The following is a 24,849-nucleotide window of genomic DNA, read 5'->3' on the forward strand; positions in this document are numbered from 1 at the left end:
GGCATGGATACGTCTTACTCCCAACTTGCTGAGACACTCGACCGCAGCCTCCGACTTGCCCAGCCGCCAGTAGCCGTCTGCTTCCCTGACTCGGTTCCCGCATCGGTGCCCGCCCACCAGGGGCATGCGCCCGCCGGATGCCAATTCTGGCGTGAAGCGGCTACGGCTCCCTTTGCCACTTTGTCCGCCGACCATGCGCTTTGCGCAGTGGGCAGCTACACCCACAACCTTGAATTGTCCGACGCGGAGCAGCGTGAGCTGGAAGAGTCGCTTGCTGTTTTTGGCAGCCTCGGCTACGTCACGCCAGAGGATCTGCCACTCATCTCTGTCCTCAACAGGCGTCCGAAGCACGTCGTTTATGCACCGCTGGCGCAGTCGCCGCTTCCCCCGGAGGTCGTCCTTCTCTTCGGCGATGCGAGCCAGGCACTGATCATCAGCGAAGCCGTGCAGCAAGTGGAGCATCGGAACCCTCCTGCCTTGGGACGCCCCGCCTGCGCGGTAATTCCCCACGTCGCCAACACAGGCCTTGCCGCGCTAAGCCTCGGCTGCTGCGGAGCTCGCGCATACGTGGATGCGTTCACGGCCGATCTTGTTCTTTGTGCCTTACCTGGAGCCAGGCTTGCCGCTTATGTCGAGCGCATTGCAGCACTGGCTTCCGCCAACGCCATCCTGTCACAATTTCATAAGCGGCGCAGCCAGGACATCTCGACCGGCGCTAGGCCCACGGTGAAGGAGTCTCTCGCCGCCATGAATGCGGCACGACGCTGATCCTTCCGGCTACTTCTTTCCCGCTGGAGCGGAACTCCAGTGGTAGACGAACTCAACATACCCGAACTGCATGTTGCGATCGGACGGATAAATTGCAGCAACCACTGACTTCCCTTGGGAATAGGCGTAGTAGAAGTTTACGTTGACATTTTTCGTAGTCTGCCAGTCTGCGCTGATGTCGGCCACGGATGCAAGCGAAGTGTGGCCGTTTGCAGGGTGTGCGGAGAAGCCGAAGACCTTGTTGTCGAAGGCGCCTCCACCCGCATACCAAAGATCTTTTCCCGAGGTGAGCTGTAGCCAGTGCAGATCCGAACGGAAGGCGAGCCGCTTAACCGGCTTCTCCATCACCTGCACAAACTCGTCCGTGCTGTTCATCAAGTTGTAGAAAGGCAAGCGCGCGTAAAGGCGGGGCGTGGGAAGCAGCTGGAAGAATGTGTTATGCGTGCCGTCGGCGGCATTGTTGTCACCGGTAGAACGGAACCAGCCTCCGCGTAACCACGGCGCTGCAGCCTGCTTTCCGAAGCGGTAACCGCCTTCGAGAGCGGTGGCTCCGGCTCTGTGATCCTGGGAGCCCCACCGGCCGTTCTGCACAGCGCCCCAGAAGAGAAAGTCAAACTGGCCTGGCCCCGCGGGAATGGCTGCTGTAAGGTTGCCGCCGTAGGTGCCAACCCGAATGTTCGTGTGCTCTGCCGAACGCACCGGCAGAGGGCGGTTGTCCGTCTTGGCTATGCCCGTACGGCCGTCGTGGTAGCCGATGGCGAAGGCACGCCAAAGGACATGTTCCCGCGCCTCGGGGTGAGTCAATGCCAGGTATTGGACATCGACATTCAACTCAGGATTGCCGTTCATATTGAACACACCCTGGTCGCTCCGCGCTGCCATGGCGGTCACATTCCAACTACCGAGTTGCAACTGTCCATCAAGGCCATCGAAGCTACGTTGGGCGTTGGTGAAACCGAAGTTACTTATCAGTCGATTTGAGGTGCGGCTGCTCTGCAGCCAGGCTAGAGCGGGGTTTTTGGGTTTCGTCTCCTCGCCATCAAAGAACTCGAAGCGGCCCACGCGAAGGTTTTTACCTTCGCCGTCGAACCGCGCGAATCCCTGTTTGAGAAACGCGGCGGCAGGATAAGAGTTGTTGCCGTTCGATGCATAATAGGTTCCGCCCAGACCCAACTGGCCCTGAGCGGTTACCGGCGAAACGGCGTTATCGGGCGCGTCCAGAACGCTCGGCTGCGAAAGTTCGAGTTCCCAGTCCCAGCGATGGAGATGCTGTGACATTCCCAGCCGCTGTAAGGTCTGTACGTAGGCATAGCTGTTCGCGTACGGCGGTGCAGCGAACCATTGCCATGCATCCATCCGGGTCCGGTCGTAGACAAAGACAGTGACAGGAGACTTGGAGGCCGATGCGGATTGTGCCACGGCACGAGGAACAGCCAAAGCTACGAGGACAGCCAACGGCAAGCACGCAGTGGATAGAAAGATACGGCGCGCGCAACCAGCGCCCGTCCGGAAGGGATTCATAGCAGTCTGGACCTCCAAAGAATATGCGGCACGATTACTCGGGGAAAACGTGGCCATCCTGTGTTCAAGGATTCGCCGCTTAGATTGCGACTAATCTATCTGCGTGCATTTCTGCCTATGTGATGGCGCTTTTTACTGTAGAGAGAAAGAGGTGCGGTCGGCATGAGAGGTTCGGTGGAGTCGTGACTCATCCGAAGGGTGGACAGACAAGTGCCTGGCGCGGTGCACGACGTGTGAGGAAAGGAGTGGCCGGGCGGCCCTTGACCGGCGCAAATCGTCCTGCTGCTGCGGGTAAACTGAAGACGGAAGAATCCCTTGGGGGCTCTAACGATGGATCACTATGTAGAACGGGTGGTTGACCTCGTCGATCCGGACGCGAATCAGCTATTCAATCTGACGGTGGACGAAGCGCGTGTGCGACTGCATTCAGGTATTCCGGAGTCCGTGCGTGGAATCCACGGATCGTTTGCGCTGGTAGTGCGCGATGGCAAGACAGTGAGGATGGCGCGGTCGCTCGACCGGCCTATGCGTTATTTCCTGGCTAAGCGGCAGGAGGGACCAGTGCTGGTTGTGGCGCAACGCATTGACGCGATCTGCGACTGGCTAAGGAGCGAAGGACTCGCGGGACAGTTTCATCCGAGTTACACCCGCATGGTCCCAGCACATTACATCGTGGAGTTGCAATTAGTGGGATGTCCGGATCCCGATCCAACCTACACGCGATTCTTCACGCCGGTATCCGGCTCTTTGCCGGCAAATCTGGATGAGATCGGAAAAGCCTATATCGGAGCGCTGGCGGAAGAGATTTCGCAGTGGCTGCAGCGAGTGCCGACGCAGGACCCGATCGGCATTTGCTTTTCGGGCGGAATCGATAGCGGCAGCGTGTTCCTGACAACATATTTCGTGATGCAGAAGCTGGGGATGAGTCCGAGCCGGCTGAAGGCGTTTGTGCTTGATTTGGGCCGCGGACCGGACGTAGAGCAGGCGCGGGCATTCCTCGATTCTTTGGGATTGGGACTGTTCCTGGAACTCATCGAAGTAGACGTTGCGGCATTGAACATGGAAGAGACAATTCGAATCGTGGAGGATTATAAGTCGCTGGATGTGGAATCGGCCACGATGGCAGTGGCGCTTTGCCGCGGTATTCGCGAGCGGTACCCGGACTGGAAGTACCTGATTGATGGAGACGGCGGCGATGAGAACCTGAAGGACTATCCGATTGAGGAGAATCCGGAACTGACGATCCGCAGCGTGGTGAACAACCCCATGCTCTACCAGGAAGGCTGGGGCGTTGGCAAGATCAAGCATTCGTTGACATACAGCGGAGGATTGAGCAGATCGTATACACGGACCTATGCTCCGGCTCATCATTTTGGTTTTGCAGGCTTCAGTCCCTACACGCGGCCGGATGTCATTTCGGTTGCAGAGGCGATCCCGTTCATCAGTCTGACGGAATACAGCGTGGAGAAGCTCTACGCGCTCAAAGGCGACATCGTATCGCGCGGAATCGCGGCGGTCACAGGCTTCAAGATGCCGGTGTTTCCGAAGCGACGCTTTCAGCATGGAGCGATTGCAAAGGATGCCTTGCGAAGCCGGCTGCCTTGGCAAGAGGCAGAGTATCGACGGAAGTTCCTTTCGCTTTATGTTTGAGATGCCGGTCTTTCCGGAGAGCGCAGCAAACCGCGACGAGTGGATTCTGCTTCGGCGGCCAATGCGCAATGCGGTGACTGCTCATGAGCCATATGCCTTTTTCGTGGAAGAAGAATGTGGTGCGGACGGGCAGGTTGAGCGTGTAGCTACCATCTTTCTGACCAACCGCGAGTGCCCATTTCGCTGCACGATGTGCGATCTGTGGCGCAACACGCTGACGAAATCAGTGCCCGTGGGAGCGATTCCGAAGCAGATTGAGTTTGCACTGAATCGCCTGGAGCCGGCGCGCTCCGTGAAGTTGTACAACAGCGGCAGCTTCTTCGATCCAAGCGCGATTCCTCCAGAGGATTATGAGGCGATTGCGTCCCGCGTGCGCGGTTTTGAGCGCGTGATTGTGGAGTGCCACCCGGCGTTTGTGAACCGGCGCTGTATTGCGTTTCGCGACTTTCTTCGAGGACGGCTGGAAGTGGCGATGGGGCTGGAGACCGCTCACCAGGATGTACTGGAGAAGTTGAACAAGCGGATGACGCTGGAACAGTTTGGTGAAGCTGCGCTTTTTTTGCGCAGTTACGCGATCGACTTGCGCGTATTTATCCTGGTGCAGCCGCCATTCATGAAAGTGGAAGAATCGCTACTTTGGGCAAAGCGGTCGCTGGATTTTGCGTTTGATTGCGCTGCAACTGCGGCGACCCTGATTCCGACGCGGGGTGGCAACGGCGCGATGGAAGCGCTGGCCGAGGCTGGGATGTTCGTCGCTCCCGAGTTGAAAATACTGGAGGATGCGGCGGCATACGGGTTGGGGCTGCGACGTGGGCGGGTGTTTACAGATCTTTGGGATGTGAAGCGAGGCCGGGAGTGCGTGCACTGCTTTGAGGCGCGCGTGCAGCGCATGAGGGAGATCAACCTGTTGCAGGCTTTGACGGATGGAGTGCATTGCGATGCGTGCGGCGATCGATCTCGGGAGGCGGATTGAAGGAACGCTTTGACGTCGCGGTGATTGGGTCTGGCTTTGCAGGGTCGCTCATGGCGATGATCGCACAGCGGCTTGGGCTGCGCGTGATTCTCCTGGAGCGCGGGCGACATCCCCGCGTCGTCATCGGAGAGTCCTCGACGCCTCTATCGAATCTGCTGCTGGAGGAACTTGCAACACGCTATAACCTCGCGAATATACGCACCCTGAGCAAATGGGGAAGCTGGCGGGAGAATCATCCGGAGCTGGCGTGCGGATTGAAGAGAGGGTTCAGCTTCTTTTATCACGCGCCAGGACACGCAGGGCCGGTCGCTCGAGAAAGTCAGCTCCTGGTCGCGGCAAGTCCTCATGATGCGATCGCCGACATGCACTGGTATCGGGCGGACTTCGATGCGTACCTGGCGGAAGAAGCGCAGCGTTTGGGCGTCGTTTATCTGGACGAAGTGGAGCTACGAGCGATTGCCGAGGAGGGACTGGATGTTCGGTTGACCGGCACGCGCCACGGTTGCGTAATCGAGTTTTCGGCGCGGTTTGTGGTGGATGCGACCGGACCGCGCGGGTTTCTTCATCGTGCCCTGGGATTGGGGGAGCTTGAACTGCCAGGCGCCCCCGCGACAGCGGCGCTGTACAGCCATTTCTCTGGAGTGCACCGGCTTGATCAGACTGGCGGTGTCACAATGGAGGACGAGCCGCCGTTTCCAGTGGATGATGCGGCGGTCCACCATGTGTTCGATGGCGGGTGGATCTGGGTGCTGCGCTTTTCCAACGGTGTGACCAGCGCGGGCATTGCTGCTACGGAGGGACTTGCGAAAGAGTTGCGACTGATAGATGGTGAAGCGGCTTGGGAGCGCGTGCTGCATCGCATTCCCATATTGCGCGAGCAGTTTCAGGATGCAAAGGCAGTGCAGTCTTTCCGGAATATTCCGCGGCTGGGATTTCGCAGTGCGAGAATCAGCGGGCGGAATTGGGTGTTGCTGCCTTCGGCCGCAGGATTTGTCGATCCGCTGTTTTCGACGGGGTTTCCCTTAACGTTGCTGGGCGTAACGCGGTTGGCCAATATCTTCGAGGACGATTGGGGGGCGGAGAGCTTCGCGACCCGGCTCAATGAATATGCGACGCAGACTGAGGCGGAACTCCTGGCTACGGCGCGGCTGATTGGCGCACTGTACGCAAATTTTGGAAACTTTCCGCTGTTCTCGGCGGTGTCTCTGCTCTATTTTGCTGCGGCGAGCTATGCCGAGACAGCACGGCGGCTGGGACGGCCACAGCTCGCACCTTCCTTCTTGCTCCAAGATCATCCGCAGTTTGGGGCAGCGTGTACTCGAGTGTTGGAGCGGGCGCGCGCCGCCCATAGCGAGGCAGATTCAGAGGCAATCATCGAAGAGATTCGACGGGTGATTGAGCCGGTGAACGTAGCGGGACTGACAAACTCCGCGCGTCGCAATTGGTATCCGGTGGATGCGGAGGACCTGTTGCGCGCAGCCCATAAGGTGGGTGCAAGCCGCGACGAGGTGTTGGAGATGTTGGAGCGGTGTGGCTTCAACGCCGCTACTTCTTCACCGGCGCGACCGTGAATTGAATAGGCTGTGCCGCAACCATGCCTGCTCCTTCCTTTACCGTGATGAACTGGTCAGGGTGAATATCGCTGATGGTTTCCCTTTGACCGCCGGGCCAACGGATTTCCAGGCTAATTCGCCTGTTCGGATCCGGCTTGCCGAGGCCAAACGTGAGAGGCAGCTCGCTCTGCGAGAGATAGCTCGATCCGCTTTTGACCATTGCACTCGTGCGCTGACCGGTGGATGTTGTAAGCAGAACACGCGCTCCGATGGCATCCCGATTCGAACGAGCGCCGATCATCTTCACGCGAAGCATATCGTGCTGGTTGGCGCCATCGTTGCGTAGCAGGCGCGCAGGACCGTTGCTGGTCGTGAGGACAAGGTCCAGATCTCCGTCATTATCGATGTCGGCGTAGGCAGCACCACGCCCGACAATCGGTTCCCGGAGATCGGACCCGACCTTCGTTGACACATCCTCAAACTTTCCGTGGCCAAGATTGCGGAAGAGGAGTGGCGGCTCGGCATAAGAGAGTGACGGCTGCACGACGCGGATGTCGTCGGCAACGTGACCATTGAGGGCGAAGATGTCGGGAAGGCCGTCGAGGTTGTAGTCGAAGAAGAGGGCTGCAAATGTCAGCGACTTTGCGGATGGGAGCTCGATGCCTTCATTCGAGGCAACGTTGGTAAAGAGGCCGTCTCCATCGTTGTGGTAGAGGGCGATGCTCTCATTGGTGAAATTGCCTATGACGAGGCTCTGGCGCCCGGAGTTGTCGTAGTCGCCGGCATCAGTTCCCATACCGGCACGTGCTTTACCCGCGTCGCTGTAAGCTAATCCAGTAGCTACGCCTGTTTCTTCGAAGGTTCCGTTGTGATTATTGCGGTAAAGCTTGTTAGGTTGTGTGTCATTTGTGATTAAGAGATCCATCCAGCCGTCATTGTCGTAATCAATGAGCGCGATGCCGAGAGCTTTGTCCGTTGGATCGTTGAGACCGGCCGCGGTGGTCACGTCTTTGAAGCGCCCATGGCCCAGGTTGTGATAAAGCGTGATGCTTTCGCCCTTGTAGAGTTCCGGCGTGCAGTACGACTTGTGGCTTTCGTCGAGGGAGCAGAACTTGTCGTTCGCTATGGACCAATCAACATAGTGATCGACGACGAGGTCGAGCTTGCCGTCGTTGTCGAAGTCGAACCAGGCAGCGCTCGTCGAGAATCCAGACGAACCAACTCCGGCTTGCGCGGTCACGTCTGCGAGCCGGCCATTGCCGAGATTGTGGAACAGGTGGTTGTGGTCGAGGGCGGTGATGTAAATATCGTCATTGCCGTCGTTGTCGAAATCACCGACGGCGCAACCCATACCGTACATTTCCACGTCGAGTCCGGCCTTGGCAGTAACGTCGGTGAAGGTGCCGTCGTGGTTGTTGTGATAAAGCGCCGGGTAGGACTTGTGAATCTTGTGCCCCGGCCAGTCCATTGAGTTGACGAAGAGGATATCCTGCCAGCCGTCGTTGTCGTAGTCGATGAAGCAGACGCCACTGCCCATGGTCTCGGGGAGATACTTCTTGCCGAAGGCCCCGCTGTTGCGGACGAAGCGGATTCCGGCCTGCGCAGTGATATCGGTGAATTGAATCGGACCCGACGGGCGAGTTGCATCGGGCGCAACGCCGGCGGGCGGCGCTGGGGCTTGGGGCGCAGGAGTTGATTCCGCTGCCGCGGAATGCTTCTCTGTGGAAGTCTGTTTCGATTTGCAGCCGCCCACCGACGCCGCAACAATAACCAAGACACAGAATGCAAGTTTCGGGAACCGAGAGTTCAAGAACACTCCTTCAGAGCACGGATTGCTGCGACGCGCCAGGGGCGGTCGCGAAAGCCGGGGTTTCGGCCGGCGCGGATTTCGCCCGACGGAAATCGAGCCACATCTCGATGAGTAGTGCGATCGGTCCTACCCAGAACAGGGCGTAGAGCTCGGCGTAGATGCTTTGGTCGAGACGGAAAAACATCTCTAGAAGCGCAACCAGGAAGGCCACGATGGACTGACCTTTCTTGGACCGCACGGTGGTCTTGGGATCCGTAATCATGAAGAAGATGAAGAGCTGATACTCGGGGCCCGTGATGGGAGATACCTCTGAGAGCCAGGGCTCATGAATGATCCAGGAGCGAACGACTGCCAGTACCAGGAACGAGATGACATAGGTTGCGCTGATGTGAAAACGGTGCAGCCGCCAGATGATGATCGAGCCAAGCACCCAGATCACCGCCATTGAGGCCATGTTGTTACCCCATTGGATGCTGAGCATCGCTACGCTGGCGGGCAACAGGAAGAGCAACACACTAATACCAAAGTTGGACGGGTTCCAGAGATGACGGCCCTTGTAGCGCAACACATACTTCGAAGTAATCGCGAGCGCGGCTGCGACAGCGAAGGGCCAGAAAGCGGGAGAACGCACAAGGATTCCAACACTGATGCCGGTGATGTATGCGCTGGCCAGGTTCAACCATTTACCGAGAAAAATGCGACCGAGAATCAACTCCAGGGCAATAGACGTACCAATAGCAAGCAGTGTCCGCTCATAGCTCTCCAGTATTCCGTAAGAGAACTGCCCGGCCAGCAGAATAAGTGTGATGAAGAGCGGCGGCACGTAACGGTTGTCGAGCGAGACCCACTTTTTCCATTGCGGTGTCCGGGGCGGATTCGGCACGGGGATGGCGACGGGCTGGCTCATTGCGACTCCTTGATCTGATACAGCTGATCTGGCATGAGGTGTTCGAGCGTCTGGATGGTTCCGGATGACCAATGGATGACGGCCTTCTCGATATGGGGATCTTTGCCAAGGCCGAAGTGCAAGCGGAGGTCGTTCTCGGCGGCAAACCCTGTACCGGCGGCCACCTGCTGAAGCTGTTCCTTGCCATCCCAGAAAAGCGTAACTTCAGCGCCAACAGCATCGCGGTTACTCATAGTACCTTCGAGCTGGAACTCGATCCACTTCTCAGCCGGGTCGACATGGTTCTTGTAGATAAGCAGCGGGCCGCTCTGATTTGCAACGACTATATCGACTGTTCCATTGTTCCAAAGATCTCCAACAGCGACGGCACGTCCGTCGTGTGTGTCCGTCACGCCAACGTTGCGGGCGACGTCCTCGAACTGTCCCGCTCCGTCGTTAACCCAGACGCGCTTTTGCTGGTAGCCGGAGAGGCTGCGCCCGTCGAAGGCCGGCCAGTTCCTGGCGTCTCCGATGATGGCGCTGTTGCCGGTGGCCACTTTGGCAAAATCGTACCAGTAGCTCCGACTGCGATCGAGCGAGATGTAGCCGTTGGTGAGGAAGAGATCAATGTTGCCATCGTTATTCAAATCGCCGAACTGAGCTCCGAAGCTCCAGCCGCCCAGTTCGACGCCGAGCGCATTTGCCATATTGGAATAGTGCAGCGAATTACCGGAAGTTCCATCCTGGGGTACCCAGAGATTGTTGCCTTGAATCAAGACTCCGGCCTCGGAGATATTCGAGACGTAGATGGCGTATTTATTCTGGTTGAAGATGTCGCCAAAGGCGACGTTCATGCCGCTCTTGGGCGAGAAACCGACGCCAACCTCTTTGCCCACCTCGCGGAAGCGCTTGCCATCGTTGACATATAGTTCGGAAACGCCATAGTCGTTGGCGATGAATAAGTCTGGGTGGCCACTTCCAGTAAGGTCGGCGGCCCCGCAGGCAAGCGCCCAGCGGCGACTCTTGATGCCAAGCTTCTCGCTGACTTCATCGAACTTGCCATTGCCGAGATTATGAAAGAGATATTTGCGACCACCATTCTGTGCGTACTCGAAGCTCTCGGGCATGATCCTGGTGGTCTTCAAATGCCATAGATCGATGTCCTCGTTGTAGTAGCCGCCGACAAAGAGGTCGAGCTTGCCATCTCCGTCGTAGTCGAACCAGAGTGCGGTGTTTGCATTGATCCATTGCGGAAGTCCCGCTTGTGCGGAGATATCAGTAAAGCCGTGTCCCTGGTCGTTGTGGAACAGCATGGGTCTGCCCCACTTGATGAGGAACAGATCGGGGTAACCGTCGTTATCGTAGTCGCCCCACACTGCGCCCATGGATACACCGGTGCCAGCCTGGTTCACATTGGCAATGCCAAGTTGGGAAGCAACATCGGTGAACGTTCCGTCGTGATTGTTGCGGTAGAGGGCATTCATGCTGCCCTGGCGGCTGTTGGTCACGTAGAGGTCAGGCCAGCCATCGCGGTTGTAGTCCACGATCGAAACAGACGCGCCCATCGAGGCAACCTCGGGCATGATGGCGGCAAGTTGCGAGTCGAGTACCGGAGCCTGGTGGATGAAGCTGACTCCGGCCTTTTGGGAGTCCTCCGTCAGATAAAAGCCATACCGGCTAAGTGCGGTCTTCGTTCCGCCTTCCGCAGCCATTGCCTCGCGCCGTGACGCTCTTCGATTCAAGAGAAGCGGGACCGCAATCAGCCCGGCAAAGAACAGATAGAGAATGACTCGTGCGATCGGCCCGCGTTTCATTGACTGGAGGAGCTCCGCAATACTTTCTCAAAGTAGTCGGACGCGACGTAACGCGTCTGATAGGTCTGCCAATCCTCGGGATGGTGACGATATACCCATTCGTCTTCCAAGGGTTGAGGCGGTGTGTCGTAGATGCGACGGGCGTGGAAGGGCAGAGGACGAACCGTTGCCGAATTTACCGAGTTGTAGTCACCGTCCTTGACCCACCCGTCGCCTTCGAGCACGTAATCGCGCACCCAACCGGAAGGCGGCTGCGCGGGCGCTCGAAAACGCAGCGCCAACTCGTCTCCGGCATTCATGATGACGTAGCGGTCGTCGACCTTGCTGAGCAGTGGGCGGACGTCTCCAAAGCGCGTGTAATAACCCGTCAGGTCGCGCCAGATCTGCGTGCTGGCCATGAGGTGGTTGTAATCGGGGATTTCCGGTGATGACACGCCGGCTTTATGAATCGTGGAGTAGCCGCGATAGTGCAGATCCGCGCGGTTTGGCGCGAGATGCGTGATCTGCAAAGGCGTGTTGGGCAGGCCTTGGGCCCACTCGATCTGATCCCAGTAGACCTCCAGGTTAGTACTGAGACGGAGACGCCTCGGCTCGCCAGCGTGGAAGACTCCAGTGAGGTCGATGAGGCATGTCTTATTGCGGCCGGCGGGAAACCCAAGATTGGATTTGACGACGCGCCATGCACCTCGTGCGTCCTGCACAGAGAGGCTTAACGGTTTCGGCGACTCATGATGTCCTTGCCCGATCGCAACATTGATGGTCGAGTCAGAGGGATGCAGCCATCCTTCGGCGACGAGATAGAGCGGGCCGAAGGTAGGGACGCCAGAGCCGAGATCAACCTCGACGAAATGATCGCGAGTAACCCCCTGATATTGGCCCAGAGCAAAGTTGTCGACGTACTTTCCGTCGAGTGTGCGCAAGGTCTCCGTTACGTCATCCCCGTTGTCGTCGGTGGCCTTGGCGATCGCATGCGGTATGGCGGTCGCAGTTATCGCGAGCTTGACGGGCGGAACGGCATAGCGTTCATCTGTGAAGACTGCGGTGCCTTGCGGATGATCGACGACCATGAGCGAGAGAGAATCGTAGTAGTAAGTCTCCCACAGCTCGCCCGTGATGCGCAGGTCGTAAAAGCCATTCCGTGGAACCATCTGGTCGCCGGGAATCTTGTACCACTCGGTGGTGGCGCCAATGGCAGCGGTGCCAATGCTGTTGATGCGAAGACCAATGGCCGAACCCCACGGAACGGTGTCCATCAGGAAGTTCATCTCTCTGCCGTTCCAAGCGAAGAGGAATGGACAGGAGCCCTTGAGGCGCTGCTCGGTGAGCACCTCCTGGTCGGCACGGAGAGCGAACTCGGCGCTTACAGTCCCGTTAGGCCAGACGATGCGGGCCACATCGGTTTGAGTATGCGCGCCGAGTCCGAAGTGCAGTTGGGGGCCGGTGATGGGCAGCTTCTGCGTAAGGAGCGCAGAGCGAATTTCAACTTCGCCGCCGATTCCGAAGGAATTTACGCGCTGATCGCCGGTTGCCTGTTTGGCCCGTGGACGAAGCGTCTGCCAGTCGTAATTCTTCGTCCCGTGATTCAGGTCTTCCCGCGGTTGGCGGTCTGAAGTGAGACCGAGCAATGCGAGCCGGCCATCGTCGCGAATGTCAGCGAGATCGAAGACCTGCGATGGACCGACTTGATGATTGATTAGGTTGAATTTCCCTGATGAGTCAGCGAGCCAAACGAAAGCGCCTGCGAGTCCGGATTCAGATGGCGAAACTCGTCCGAGCACAAGGTCGATGGCGCCGTTGTTGTCAACGTCAGCGGCATGAAGCCGGACATCACCAGTCAGAGTGGCGGACGGATTCGGAACATCGGCGAGATATGCGGAGATCCAGCCCTGTCCGTTGGGTGCGTACGAAAGCCGTGCGATGGCACCGCCGGGCAGAACACTCACGAGATTGAGCAGTCCATCGCTGTTCACGTCTGCTGCCGTAATCGCCTTGGGCGAAGCAAATTCGGGGGGTACAGACACTTCAGTGAATCGCCCGGAACGCTGATTGAAAAAGACATGCAAATGCCCGGCGCCGTCGAGCAAGACGGCATCGGGGATGCCGTCGCCATTGAGGTCAGCCCAGACAAACTGGCGTATGCCGGAGATTTCTGCGAAAGGATGGATGGGAGAAAACGTTCCGTCTCCGTTGTTGCGTAGCACAGTAGGGAGGCCGGATGTCTGCCCCAAAACGATGTCGAGATCGCCGTCGGCTTCGATATCGACGGCCCACGCCCCGGTATATGCGGCATTGAGGATGGATCTCGGCAGCTTGGTCTTCGCAGTTATGTCGGTGAAGGCCGTGGGACTATCCTGCACCATCAGGCGGACGCCGCCGGCTCCGGCGAGCACGAGATCGGTTTTGAAATCGTAATTGATGTCGGCCGACAGTATTCCTTCCGGCGTAATCGTGACGGCGGAAGGTCCACCAGGAAAGGGAAAGCTCGCTCCGGTCGCGAGCCGCACTTCATGAGCATTCGCAACGGCAACCGTAGGCGGGCCTTCTCCGGAAAGTGACAGCGAGCCGATCCAGTCCCAGTGGCCGCTTCCCAATTCAGGTATGGGCTGCGCATTGAATGTGATTCCAGTGTCGGCGGGTGCCGGCGTCGACGGTGGAGAGGGAAGAAGCAGGAACTGTGTAAATGGTTGAGCTTCGTCACCCTCTGCGGGTCTGATTTCGGCCAGGCTATTGCGGAAGGCGGGGACGCGCATGAGTACATTACGCAGAAAGACACTGCGCAGCGCAGCCGCACTGGGCTGAGGGCCCGAAGCTGCGGTTTCGAGTGCGATGAGTTGCTGCCTGACATCAGGTGACCAGGCAGAGCTCTGGGCGGCGATCCGCTGGATGGCAGAGCGGAGTGTGGTGGAGTCTCCACGTTTGGCGGAGATACGGCTCAATTCGAGGAGCGCGGCGAGATTGTCGGGCCTGGTCGCGAGGATCTGCTGGATAAGGTTTTGAAACTGATCCTCGTTGCCCGCGCCGCCTTGGCGCTCGATGGCAAGCGCGAGGGCATAGAGTGCGCGGGGATCTTTGGGGTCGAGACTGACTGCCTTTCGGTAGTCGTCAATGGCCGCCTGGGACTCACCGCGCGCGCTGTTGAGAAGGCCGAGCAGGAAATAGATTCCGCTGTTCTGCGGAACGAGCTTGAGGGCGCGATTGAAGCGCTCGGCCGCTGGATCGAAGTTGCGCTGGCGCAAGGCCAGGATTCCCCAGTCGGCCCAGGCGGCAGGCTCGCCGGGAGCAATCTGCGTAGCTTGGTGGAGACTGCTGTCGGCAAGCACGTCGTTGCCGACCTGAAGAGCCGAGAGGCCGATATAAAAGGTTGAAACGAATTGTTTGTAGGCTTCAGAGGACGGGTTGGGCAGGCCGCTGTGCGAGCGACATCCCGTGAGAAGCAGGACAATGATGGCGAGAAGGAATGACGCAGGAGTTGGGACTCGATGTGCTGCGTTACGTAGGCGCTTCTTGATCGAGTGCGAATTGGCACGCAGATTTCCCCGAAGCCCGACGGACGCAAGTATTGCCAGTCCTATTTTCAGGGAATCTGCTTCGGCCGTAGTTCGAAGATGGGAACGTCTGTTCACAAATGGGGAAGAATCTTTTCGGGTCCTAAAGATGGAAGATCAATTCATTGTGCAAGGGACACCCACGCAACGAAGTTGAATTGTCCTCGTGGCAAGCAAGTCAAGCAAGTCAAAGCTCGATTTCCTCGCGCTCTTCGGATTCATGGCGCGATGCCGTGGGTCGAGACGTGGCCCAGAGAAGGGTATCCAGGTGCTCGGACAGCAGTCGAATTGTGGGCGCATCGAAGATTGCGCGTAAGGGAATGGTTGCACGGAAATTGTTCCGGACGCGGGAAAGAACACTTGTGGCGAGGAGCGAGTGGCCTCCCAGCGCGAAGAAATTATCATCGATGCCGATGTCGCTAATGCCGAGGGATTCAGTCCAAATCTCCGACATCAACTTCTGGGTGTCGGTTTCAGGCGCAGCATAAGCAGACGTTAAATTCGGCCGGACATGTAGCGCATCGGCTGTGCTCCGGGGGCGCGAATCCGGCGCGGAATCAGGGAAGCTAACCGAGGAAGCTAGATCGTTCTCGGATTCCTCCAGGCGGTGGCGTAAATCGCGGGTGATCACCGCCACCTGCGGCAGTCCTGAAGCTAGAACGCGCCGGAATGCCTCGATTCCCTCGGCGGGGGCAATTGCGATTTCGTCGTATTCCTGACGATTCTGCCCGGTCGTATCGTTGCCCGGGAGTTTCTTGACGGCCATACCAACTTCTCCCCAGGAGTCCCAGTTAACTGAAACGACAGTGGCACGGCCGCCTTTGAAACGGGACATTGCAAACGCATCGAGGAAACAGTTCCCGGCAGCATAGTCGATGTATCCTGCGAAGCCGTAAATTGCGCTGACGGAAGAGCAGAGCATCAGAAAATCGAGAGGCTCGTCCTTCAACATCGAATCCAGGATAAGGGTTCCCTCCACCTTCGGGTCCAGTACCCGGTCGGCCATGGCTTTCGTCTTCATCTGCGCCAGGCCAAGGTCTAGGATACCGGCGGCGTGGATTGCCCCATTGATCGGGCCGAAGTGGTCCCGGATCTGCCGGATCGCCTGCCGCATCGAGTCCGGATCGCACACATCCGCTACAACTGGAAGCACCTGGCCGCCAAGAGATTCAATTCTTTCAAGTTCGCGAATCTTTCTGCTGGTCTCGTCGTTTGCGTCATGCGCCTGAATCCACTGGGGCCAGAGAGAACGATCCGGAAATGGCGTTCGGCCGATTAGCGCAATCTGCGCGCGCGTTGTTTCGGCGAGGTGCGCAGCCAGAGTGAGACCGATTCCGCCCATACCACCGGTAATCAGGTAGACGCCACGTTCCCGCAAATGCTTGACGGTTCGTGCCGGCAGGGGGCCGGGCTCGAAGACCTGCTCCCAGCGATATCCGGACCGATAGGCTATGGCACGCGAGGCGTGCGGCATTCCCGGTTCCATGATGATGTCTTGAACGGCGGAGCCTGGATCTTCACCCGCGACAAGATCAATGCTGCGGCAAACAATGTGAGGATATTCGCGTGGGATTACTTTGCACGGTCCGAGCAGGAGCGAAGCCTCGGGATGCACCGCTTCGTTTCCGTTGACCACATGCATGCCCGACGATACGACGATACAGTCGATGCGGCCGCTGAACGGCCGTCCGTCCAGCGACCGGGCTAGCAGCAGCAGGTTGTGAAACCCTGCGCGACCTTTGCCGGATCTCGAGTCTCCGAAGTTCCAGAGGTATAGCACGGAACGCGGATTGAGCCCCCCGGCTGCGATGTCGTTCAACAGGGCACGATAATCCTCGGCCCGGCCAGCGTCGACGGCGTATTCTCGATCGCTTCGGCGGGAAAACGACGATCCTTGACGGACTTTCACAATCGATTCGTTGCGTGCTGCGAGCGTCTCAATGAAAGAGTCGCCGAGCCCTTTTTCATCCGCGAAAATCAGCCACGGGCCATAGCTTTCCGCGGGTACCACTGCGGTGGGGAGCACCGACCTGCGCCAGGAGGGGAAGTAGAACCAATCTTTGAACTCTGCCCTGCGCTCTTGTTTTCCGATTGAAGTCGACTTGGCCGGATTCGGGACGTCCGGTTCTGGCAAAACCCAATATCTCTTGGATTCAAACGGATATGTCGGAAGCGGCACGCGATGAAGGGTTTCGCCTTGGTGAAGCCGATCCCAATCAATTGGAACTCCACTAAGCCATAACCTGCCGACAGTTGCGAGAACGTGATCTGTCTCGGTTTGTGGATCTTGCGGATGCGGAAGCGTTCCCAATACCTCGCTTTGCTGAATCCCGCGAAGACATTCGCGAGCCAGAGCAGTAAGCGCTTGTCCGGGGCCTACTTCGAGAAACACGCGCGAGGGATCCGATGCTAGCTCATGTATTCCGTCTGCGAACCGAACTGTTTGACGCAGGTGGCTGGTCCAGTAAGCAGCATCTGTCGCTTCTTCGGGCAAAATCCACTTTCCGGTGAGATTGGAGAGAAATGGAATTTTCGGCGTTGACAATCGACACTTGCAGACGTGTTCGTGGAAACGGGGGAGCACATCGTCCATCATGCTGGAATGAAATGCGTGCGAGGTGTGCAGAGGCCGACAGTCCACACCGCGCAATTCCAGGCTCGCCCGGAACTCGCTGATTGCCTCCAATCGTCCCGAGACGGTGCACATACCGGGAGCGTTCACAGCCGCTAGTGAGACTTCGAGATTGCCATTGATGCAACCTCGCAACTCATCCGACGATAACCGCACGGCCATCATTCCGCCAGCGGGCATCTCCTGCATCAGGCGGCCTCGAGCCGCTACCAGCCGTAGGCCGTCCTCCAAAGTGAAGACTCCTGCTAAGCAAGCGGCCACATATTCGCCGATACTGTGGCCGATCATGCTTTCAGGTTGCACACCCCACGACGTCCACATGCGTGCAAGCGAATACTCAATTGCAAACAAAGCCGGCTGAGCGAAGCGCGTCTCGGTCAGAAGGGACGATCTCGCTTCTGCCGAATACAGAATTTTTCGCAGATCGCAATGGATTTCGTCCTGCAGGAAAGCCGCACAATCATCCAGGGTTGAGCGGAATACGGGCTGACTGTCATAGAGCCCACGTGCCATTCCGGCATGTTGGCTGCCTTGCCCGCTAAACATGAAGACCACGGGCCGAAAATCAGCTTCCTCGAACTTCGTGATGATTCTGCGTCCATCGGAGTTGGAAAGGATCCGGGTGGCATCTTCGCGATCGGAGCAAACCAGAATGCGACGGTATGGGAACCTTCTGCGACCCACTTGCGCCGTGTAGCAGGCATCTGCCAGTGAGACCGCAGGGTTCGCGGCGAGATACTCGGCCATGTTTGCAGTCTCGGCCTGAAGAGTCGCCGCACTTTTACCCGAAAGCACAAGCAGCTGGGCTGGCCAATTCGTTTTCGATTCCTGGCGCGGAGGCGCTTCCTCCAGCACCACGTGCGCATTCGTACCGCCGATGCCGAAGGAACTGACGCCAGCACGGCGCGGTTCACTCCCGGATTTCCATTCGGCTGAGGAAGCGTTCACGAAAAACGGACTGTTTCCGAAATCGATCTCCGGGTTTGGCTCGTGGAAGTTCAGGCTGGGCGGAATGCGTCTGTGCTCTAACGCCAGAACTGTCTTGATCAATCCGGCGACGCCCGCCGCCGCATCGAGGTGCCCGATATTGCCTTTTACCGAGCCGATAGCACAATACTGCTTCCTATCGGTCGAGGCGCGGAAGATACGGCTCAGTGCAGCAATCTCAATCGGATCGCCTACCGGTGTCGCGGTTCCATGAGCCTCAACATAGCTGATGGAATCCGGGTCGACTTGGGCAAGCCGCAGGGCTTCGGAGATCGCACGGGCTTGCCCCTCCACACTGGGCGTGGTGTAGCCCATTTTGACCCCGCCATCGTTATTAATGGCAGCCCCGCGAATCACAGCACGAATGCAATCCCGGTCCCGAAGAGCTTTGTCGAGGTGCTTGAGAACGACGATGCCGGCTCCGAATCCGGCCCGGATGCCGCGGCCCTCGGCATCGAAAGGCCGGCAGTGGCCGTCGGGAGAGAAAATCATCCCTTCCGAATAGAGATAACCGGACTTCTGTGGGAACCCGACAGAAACACCTCCAGCCAGTGCAATATCGCACTGTCCGCTCAATATGGCATTGCAAGCTGTTTGAACAGCTACGAGAGATGTCGAGCAGGCTGTCTGAATTGTCAGGCTAGGACCGCTGAGATTCAATTTGTAGGAGACGCGCGTCGCCAGATAATCTTTGTCATTGGCGATCATCACCTGATAACGACCGGCGGCTTCTAAGACCGAGGGGTTTCTGAGCAGATTGCTGAAGGCGTAGCTGCTGGTCGTGGAACCTGCGTAAACCCCGATGATATTGGCGCCCGGCTCGCCAGCGTAACCCGCATCCTCCAACGCTTCCCACGCGCACTCTAGAAAAATCCGCTGCTGCGGGTCGATGATCTCGGCCTCGCGTGGATTGTAGCCGAAAAAGCCTGCATCAAATAGATCGGCTCTCTCAAGCAAGGTTCCTTTTTTGACGTAGTTTGGGTTTCTAAAAAGGTCCGCTGGAACGCCCGATTCCAGGAGATCTTCATCTGAAAGCTCGGAAAGGGATTCGACGCCCTGTTCCAGGTTTCGCCAGAACGCCTTTAAATTCGGCGCATCCGGGAAGCGGCCGGAGAGCCCGATGATCGCGATCGAAGACCAAGCTGTCATGTTTAGCTTTCGGAGATGGCAAGTTCAGAGCTGGTATGCGTAGCGGACGGCTGCACAACCAGCATCGCCTGAGAAGCTACCGTCGGGTGCTGAAACAGTTCGACGAGTGAGATTTCTTTCTGAAATTGACGGCGAAGACGGCTTTGTAGCTGCACCACAAGCAAGGAGTACCCTCCCAAATCGAAGAAGTTATCCTGGACGCTGATCCGCTGGCTCCGCAAGAGTTCCTGCCAGATGGCAGCGACTTTCTGTTCGGCATCGCTTCGCGGTGGAACGTAGACCGAGGAAACCGGAACTTCAAAGGGCCGTGCGGCGAGCGCCTTTCGATCAACCTTCTTGTTCGGAGTAAGCGGAAGCGCGTCCAGGCGGACGAACGCGGAGGGCACCATGTAGTCGGACAGCTTGCGCGACAAAGCTTCGCGCAAGGAACTCGGATCCATCGCCGCGCCATCTCGCGACACATAGTAACCCGTCAGCCGCTGCTCCCCTGCATCATCCGTATGCACCACTACTACCGCGTGCTGAATCCCATGCTGCTGCTCCAGAACCACCTCGATCTCTCCCAGTTCGATTCTGAATCCCCGCAGCTTGACCTGGTTATCCATCCGGCCCAGGTATTCAAGATTCCCGTCTCCCAACCAGCGCACCAGATCTCCAGTCCTGTAGAGACTTTCTCCAGGGCGGAAGGGATGATCCACAAACTTCTCCTTCGTCAATTCCGGCCGGCCATGGTATCCCCGAGCCAGGCCGTCGCCCCCTAGGTAAAGCTCGCCAGCCACACCGATCGGCGTCAGTTCGCGGCGCGAGTCCAATACGTAGGCTTCTGTATTGGCGATGGGTTTGCCGATGGGTGGCACACCGGTGCGCGAGTCCACTCGGTATGCCGTGGACCAGATTGTAGTCTCGGTCGGACCGTACAGATTCCACACTTCGCATCCAGTTGCCAGCAAGCGATTGGATAGATCCGGTGGCAGGGCTTCTCCCCCACACAGAATCTTCAACCCGGGCGAGCCTGTCCAGCCTGCATCGAGAAGCACCCGCCAGGTCACCGGCGTGGCTTGCATTATCGTAGACCCGGATTGCTGCAGTAATGCCGCCAGCACCGTTCCATCCCAGGCTGCCTCCTGAGATGCCAGGATCACTTGAGCCCCGCTTACGAGCGGCAGATACAGTTCCAGGCCGGCAATGTCGAACGACAGGGTCGTGACCGCCAAGAGCCGGTCATGGGCTTCGAGGGATAGCTGGCGGCGCATGGATTCCAGCAGGTTCACCACCGAGCGATGCGCAATCTCCACACCTTTGGGCTTTCCACTGGAGCCGGAGGTGTAGATGACATACGCCAGATTCTGGGGCGTTACGCCAGTAGCAGGCGAAACCGGGCTCTCCGTCATTAGAGAGGATCGTTCGCGATCAAGGCAGATCACCGGGAGAGTGCGATTCGGCAGCACGTCCAGCAGCAACTCCTCGGTGATCAACACTGCGGCTCCGCTGTCTTCCAGCATGAACGCCAGCCGCTCTGAAGGAAACTGGGGGTCCAGAGGAACGTAGGCGCCTCCCGCGGTCAGAACAGCCAGAACTCCAACGAGCATGTCGACAGAACGCTGCAGACAGACGGCGACCAGGACATCGGGACCAACCTCCAATGAGCGCAGGCGATTTGCCAGCCGATTAGCGCGCACGTGGAGTTCCAGATAGCTGAGCATTTCCCCGCCGCAGACCACCGCCGTCGCATCGGGCGTGACAGCCGCCTGCTGCGCAAACCATTCATGAACGCAGAGGTTCGGATACTCGGTCCTCTCTGCGGACGTCGAAACCAATTGGCGCCGCTCCGCCGGGCTTACAATCTGCAATTCCGAAATCGGCAGCTGCGGGTTCGCCATCATCTGATCGAGAACGTGGAAGTAGTTCCGTTGCATTCGTTCGATCGTGGAGGCATTGAAAAGATCAGTATTGTATTCCCAGCTGAGTCGAATTCCCCCTTGCTCTTCCTCGATAGCCTCGAGCGTCAGGTCGTACCGCGATGTGCCTGGGTCAAACTCCAGCCGCTCAATGGCAAGACCAGGCAGCTTCGGCATAGGTGCAGAGAAATTCTGCAGGAGAAACATCACTTGGAACAGCGGAGAGCGATTCAGTTCTCGATGAGGCTGGAGAAGATCGACCAGATGGTCCAAAGATACATTCTCGTTTGCGAAAGCGTTCACGGCTGTATCCCGGACCCTCAAGAGCGCATCGTTGACGCTTGGATCACCTGAAAGATCGGTCCGTAAAACCAGATTGTTGATAAACAAACCAATCAGCTTTTCGAATTCCGTTCGGCTGCGTCCAGCAGTCGCAGATCCAACGACAACATCGCTTTGAGCGGTGTAGCGAAACAGGAGGATCTTGAACGCAGTCAGAAGGACGACAAACGGCGTGACTTTCCCGGCTAAAGCAAACGCTCGGATGGATTCCTGAACATGGGCATCGAGGATTTGCCGGCTTATCGCACCTCGGTAGCTCGTCACCGCAGGCCTGGACCGATCTTTGGGCAGGTCGATCACAGCAAGCGGCCCATGCAATTGTTTTCTCCAGTAAGAAACTTCGGATTGAAAGGCTCCGCTTTCCCCGAGCCGGCGATTCCAATGAGCATAATCTGCGTACTGGATGGAGAGTTCCGGCAAGGGTGAACCTTGATTCTTACGGAATGCCTCGTAAAGCTGGGTCAGCTCGGAGGTAAGCACGCCCAAGGACCAGCCGTCGGCAGCAATGTGATGAATGTTAACCAAAAGGGCGTGTTCTTCGTCGCCAAGCACAACCAGGCAGGCGCGGACGAGAATATCGTTCGCCAGGTCGAACCGCCGCCGGGCTTCGGCCAAAGCGATTCGTTTCAATTCATCTTCCTGTTGAGCTGGGGGCGTTTCAAGCAGCGATCGCACCTCCATGCTCCAATCGTCGGCGGAGCGGACCAGCCCTTTCGGAGCGCCCTCGACATTGATCAATTTTGTCCTGAGTACCTCGTGGCGGCGGATGACTTCCTGGAAACTGCGGTTCAATACATCACGATCCAGAACACCTCGCAATCGCAGCCCGCCGGGGATGTTGTATGCGTTGCTGTTCTGATCAAACTCTTGCAGGAACCACAGCCTCTGTTGGGCAAGCGAGGGAACCACGTATCCGTCGCGACTGACCGGAACGATCGGGGCATTGGCCCCTGAGACTAGAGTGTTGGTGCGAAGAAATTCAATGATCTCGGACTTTCTTGCCTTCAACTGCGCAGTCAGTTCGGCGTCGAGGGCTCCCTTGGGGGCCGTACAAGCCAGGCGGTCATCCTGAACTGTCAACCGTATGTCCAAACTGCGCAAATGCGAAAGAAAATCGACGATATCAGACAATTGTGGTATCCCCTTAATCCCCTCAACGTGTCAAAATTGTTCTTCCTTTTTACGGCAAAAGGAATCAGTCTCTACATCCGCGCGTCGAAATCGCCCAGCCAGAGCCGATATCAACAGTCACTCTGAGGCCACTACTCGATCCAGACAGTGCGGAAGTCAGGATTGTTCTAGGGCTCCGGAACTCATGAACCGTATCACCGTTTGAATCTCAGGAGCGCCGTCGATCGAGTTCTTCGAACAATCATTATGCTGGCTGATGGAGGCAGTTTACAGAGACAACTTGAGAGAGTGCAACACGGAAGTTTGCGATCCAGATGAAGATGCCATTCGTCATATTATGCAGAAAACAGCCCAGTTTTGGCGCGAAAGAGAGCAGGTTTTGCTTTCGGGGTGGCTCGGATTTCGACCTACACCCGAGCCGGGATTTCTATCACACGTTTGTGGGATTCAAATTGCTTAGAGGTACCCATTAGCCGTTATGAATTCGTGGATTATCTTCTGCCAGGGTAGAAGGGCCGCCCCTCTTCGGCTTTTTTTGTTCGCGCATGCTGGAGGGGGCTCTGCAGCCTTCCGCGGCTGGAACGACCGGATCGGAGATGAGATCGAGCTGGGCTATATACAACTTCCAGGCCGTGAATCCAGATTGTGCGAGCAGCCTTTTTCTTCCATGGTGGAACTGATACCGCACCTGGTAGATGCTCTTGCGGCTCACATCGATCGACCCTTTGCGTTTTACGGCCACAGCTTGGGAGCAAGAATCGCGTTCGAAGCGGCGCGGGAACTCCGGCATCGTGGCGCGCCCGGCCCAGCTCACCTTTTTATCGCTGCGTGCCACGCGCCGCAACTTCCTTGGCCACATCCGCCAATGAGCGGCCTCGAAGACTCTCAGTTTTTGCGTGAGGTGCAGGAGCGGTACGGTTCCATACCTCGGCAAGTTGTTGAAGATGAAGAGTTGCGCAGTCTGTTGCTGCCAGCCCTGCGCGCAGATGTGACAATGGTCGAGACGTGCGCCTACAGCCCCGGCCTGCCCCTGGACTGCGGAATCAGCGCGTTTGGCGGCCTCCAGGACCACACAGTGTCCCAGTCGTCTTTAGACCAATGGCGGGTTCAGACGCGTGGCGAATTCCACATGCACATGGTGCCCGGAAATCACTTCTTCCCGCAATTGGTCGAGTCGCGGCTACCTGAGTTCATCTCCGCCGAGTTGATCAACATTATGGGAACGCAACAGCACGAAGAGCACGATCGGCCTTTGAGTGGAATGTGAAGGAAGCGAATACATGAGTTCCTCGGAATCGATCACGGACGGCTCTTCACAGCTCTCGCCATTGAAGCAGGCGTACCTCGCACTCGAGGACATGCAGGCGCGTCTCGCCGCTTCTGATCGAAGCCGCAACGAACCGATCGCCATCATCGGTTTGGGATGCCGGTTTCCGGGCGCGAACAATCCTTCAAGTTTCTGGAAACTGCTGTTCGAGGGACGCGACCTTATTAGCGAGATTCCGGAATCGCGCTGGAAGATCGAGGACTATTATGACCCGAATCCAGATGCGCCGGGAAAAATGTCCACTCGCTGGGGAGGATTTCTTGACGGAGTCGACCAGTTTGATCCTGAGTTTTTTGGGATATCGCCGCGTGAAGCGATTTCCATGGATCCGCAGCAGCGGCTCCTGTTAGAAGTCGCTTGGGAAGCCCTTGAAAACGCCGGACAGGGACCTCGTGATCTGTCCTCCTCGCGAACCGGTGTTTTCGTCGGATTGACGAGCGATGAATACGCACTGTTGAGCTATCGCGATGGTGATCTGTCGCGATTCAATTCCTACTTTGCCTCAGGTGTCGCACGGAGTGTGGCTGGTGGCCGGATTTCATACATACTCGGCCTTGACGGACCGAACATGTCGATCGACACCGCCTGCTCGTCTTCCCTGGTTGCGCTGCATTCGGCCTGTCTGTCGCTCCGTATGCAGGAGTGCCGCATGGCCTTGGCTGGCGGAGCGACGGTTGTTCTCTCGCCGGAAATTGGAATTGCCTTTTCGAAGGCCCACATGATGTCGTCGGACGGGCGTTGCAAGACGTTCGATGCGGGTGCGGACGGATTCGTGCGGGGTGAGGGTTGCGGCATGGTGGTGCTGAAGCGTCTGAGCGAGGCGCAGTCGGATGGGGATCATGTTCTGGCGGTGATCCGGGGTT

The 24,849-nt window shown here is 57.7% G+C and carries 13 protein-coding genes; 6 read left to right on the top strand and 7 right to left on the bottom strand.

Features of this window, described 5'->3' with window-relative positions; all coding sequences use genetic code 11:
- Positions 1–3 precede the first annotated feature (3 nt).
- The gene (locus WCA10_RS00640) at positions 4–768 is read left to right on the top strand and encodes a DUF169 domain-containing protein (RefSeq protein WP_472820543.1); all 765 of its coding nucleotides are present in this window, start codon (positions 4–6) and stop codon (positions 766–768) included.
- A 9-nt stretch (positions 769–777) separates the two neighbouring features.
- Here the strand turns inward: WCA10_RS00640 and WCA10_RS00645 are convergent, their stop codons facing one another.
- Entirely contained in the window at positions 778–2,289 is a 1,512-nt protein-coding gene (locus WCA10_RS00645; protein ID WP_472820544.1) for an alginate export family protein, read from the bottom strand.
- A 330-nt stretch (positions 2,290–2,619) separates the two neighbouring features.
- On the opposite strand from WCA10_RS00645, the gene WCA10_RS00650 reads away from it, so the two are divergent.
- From WCA10_RS00650 to WCA10_RS00660, 3 genes are read left to right on the top strand one after another with little or no spacing between them, the layout of a single operon-like run.
- Positions 2,620–3,939, top strand: a complete 1,320-nt coding sequence (locus WCA10_RS00650; RefSeq protein ID WP_472820545.1) for an asparagine synthase-related protein — start codon at positions 2,620–2,622, stop codon at positions 3,937–3,939.
- Complete coding sequence (locus WCA10_RS00655; RefSeq protein WP_472820546.1) at positions 3,932–4,912, top strand: archaeosine biosynthesis radical SAM protein RaSEA; 981 nt, start codon at positions 3,932–3,934, stop codon at positions 4,910–4,912. Before WCA10_RS00650 ends, WCA10_RS00655 begins: the two co-directional genes overlap by 8 nt.
- Entirely contained in the window at positions 4,909–6,483 is a 1,575-nt protein-coding gene (locus tag WCA10_RS00660; protein WP_472820547.1) for an NAD(P)/FAD-dependent oxidoreductase, read from the top strand. The genes WCA10_RS00655 and WCA10_RS00660 overlap by 4 nt, the downstream gene beginning before the upstream one ends.
- On the opposite strand, the gene WCA10_RS00665 is transcribed toward WCA10_RS00660, so the two are convergent.
- The 6 genes from WCA10_RS00665 to WCA10_RS00690 form a co-directional block, all read right to left on the bottom strand.
- Positions 6,458–8,275 carry a CRTAC1 family protein gene (locus tag WCA10_RS00665; protein ID WP_472820548.1) on the bottom strand — a complete coding sequence of 606 codons (1,818 nt, stop codon included), beginning with the start codon at positions 8,273–8,275 and terminating at the stop codon, positions 6,458–6,460. The genes WCA10_RS00660 and WCA10_RS00665 overlap by 26 nt on opposite strands.
- Positions 8,276–8,285: 10 nt before the next feature.
- Positions 8,286–9,182: an RnfABCDGE type electron transport complex subunit D gene (locus WCA10_RS00670; RefSeq protein WP_472820549.1), complete on the bottom strand. Its 897-nt coding sequence runs from the start codon at positions 9,180–9,182 to the stop codon at positions 8,286–8,288.
- Positions 9,179–10,975 carry a CRTAC1 family protein gene (locus WCA10_RS00675; RefSeq protein WP_472820550.1) on the bottom strand — a complete coding sequence of 599 codons (1,797 nt, stop codon included), beginning with the start codon at positions 10,973–10,975 and terminating at the stop codon, positions 9,179–9,181. Before WCA10_RS00675 ends, WCA10_RS00670 begins: the two co-directional genes overlap by 4 nt.
- The gene (locus WCA10_RS00680; protein ID WP_472820551.1) at positions 10,972–14,598 is read right to left on the bottom strand and encodes a CRTAC1 family protein; all 3,627 of its coding nucleotides are present in this window, start codon (positions 14,596–14,598) and stop codon (positions 10,972–10,974) included. The genes WCA10_RS00675 and WCA10_RS00680 overlap by 4 nt, the downstream gene beginning before the upstream one ends.
- 109 nt (positions 14,599–14,707) lie before the next feature.
- Positions 14,708–19,288: a type I polyketide synthase gene (locus WCA10_RS00685; protein ID WP_472820552.1), complete on the bottom strand. Its 4,581-nt coding sequence runs from the start codon at positions 19,286–19,288 to the stop codon at positions 14,708–14,710.
- 2 nt (positions 19,289–19,290) lie between these two features.
- Positions 19,291–22,659: a non-ribosomal peptide synthetase gene (locus tag WCA10_RS00690; RefSeq protein WP_472820553.1), complete on the bottom strand. Its 3,369-nt coding sequence runs from the start codon at positions 22,657–22,659 to the stop codon at positions 19,291–19,293.
- Between the two features lie 478 nt (positions 22,660–23,137).
- Between WCA10_RS00690 and WCA10_RS00695 the strand changes: the two genes are divergently transcribed.
- Together WCA10_RS00695 and WCA10_RS00700 are read left to right on the top strand one after the other, a co-directional pair.
- Complete coding sequence (locus WCA10_RS00695; RefSeq protein ID WP_472820554.1) at positions 23,138–23,926, top strand: thioesterase II family protein; 789 nt, start codon at positions 23,138–23,140, stop codon at positions 23,924–23,926.
- A 13-nt stretch (positions 23,927–23,939) separates the two neighbouring features.
- Positions 23,940–24,849 (top strand): beta-ketoacyl synthase N-terminal-like domain-containing protein (locus WCA10_RS00700; RefSeq protein ID WP_472820555.1); only part of this gene is annotated, 910 nt, incomplete at its 3' end.

The organism is Occallatibacter sp., from assembly GCF_049582745.1.
Classification (GTDB): domain Bacteria; phylum Acidobacteriota; class Terriglobia; order Terriglobales; family Acidobacteriaceae; genus Telmatobacter.

Coding starts and splice junctions, on each gene's coding strand:
- WCA10_RS00650 (WP_472820545.1), top strand. CDS start 2,620: ATGGATCACTATGTAGAACGGGTGGTTGACCTCGTCGATCCGGACGCG.
- WCA10_RS00675 (WP_472820550.1), bottom strand. CDS start 10,975: ATGAAACGCGGGCCGATCGCACGAGTCATTCTCTATCTGTTCTTTGCC.
- WCA10_RS00645 (WP_472820544.1), bottom strand. CDS start 2,289: ATGAATCCCTTCCGGACGGGCGCTGGTTGCGCGCGCCGTATCTTTCTA.
- WCA10_RS00655 (WP_472820546.1), top strand. CDS start 3,932: ATGTTTGAGATGCCGGTCTTTCCGGAGAGCGCAGCAAACCGCGACGAG.
- WCA10_RS00685 (WP_472820552.1), bottom strand. CDS start 19,288: ATGACAGCTTGGTCTTCGATCGCGATCATCGGGCTCTCCGGCCGCTTC.
- WCA10_RS00670 (WP_472820549.1), bottom strand. CDS start 9,182: ATGAGCCAGCCCGTCGCCATCCCCGTGCCGAATCCGCCCCGGACACCG.
- WCA10_RS00695 (WP_472820554.1), top strand. CDS start 23,138: ATGAATTCGTGGATTATCTTCTGCCAGGGTAGAAGGGCCGCCCCTCTT.
- WCA10_RS00640 (WP_472820543.1), top strand. CDS start 4: ATGGATACGTCTTACTCCCAACTTGCTGAGACACTCGACCGCAGCCTC.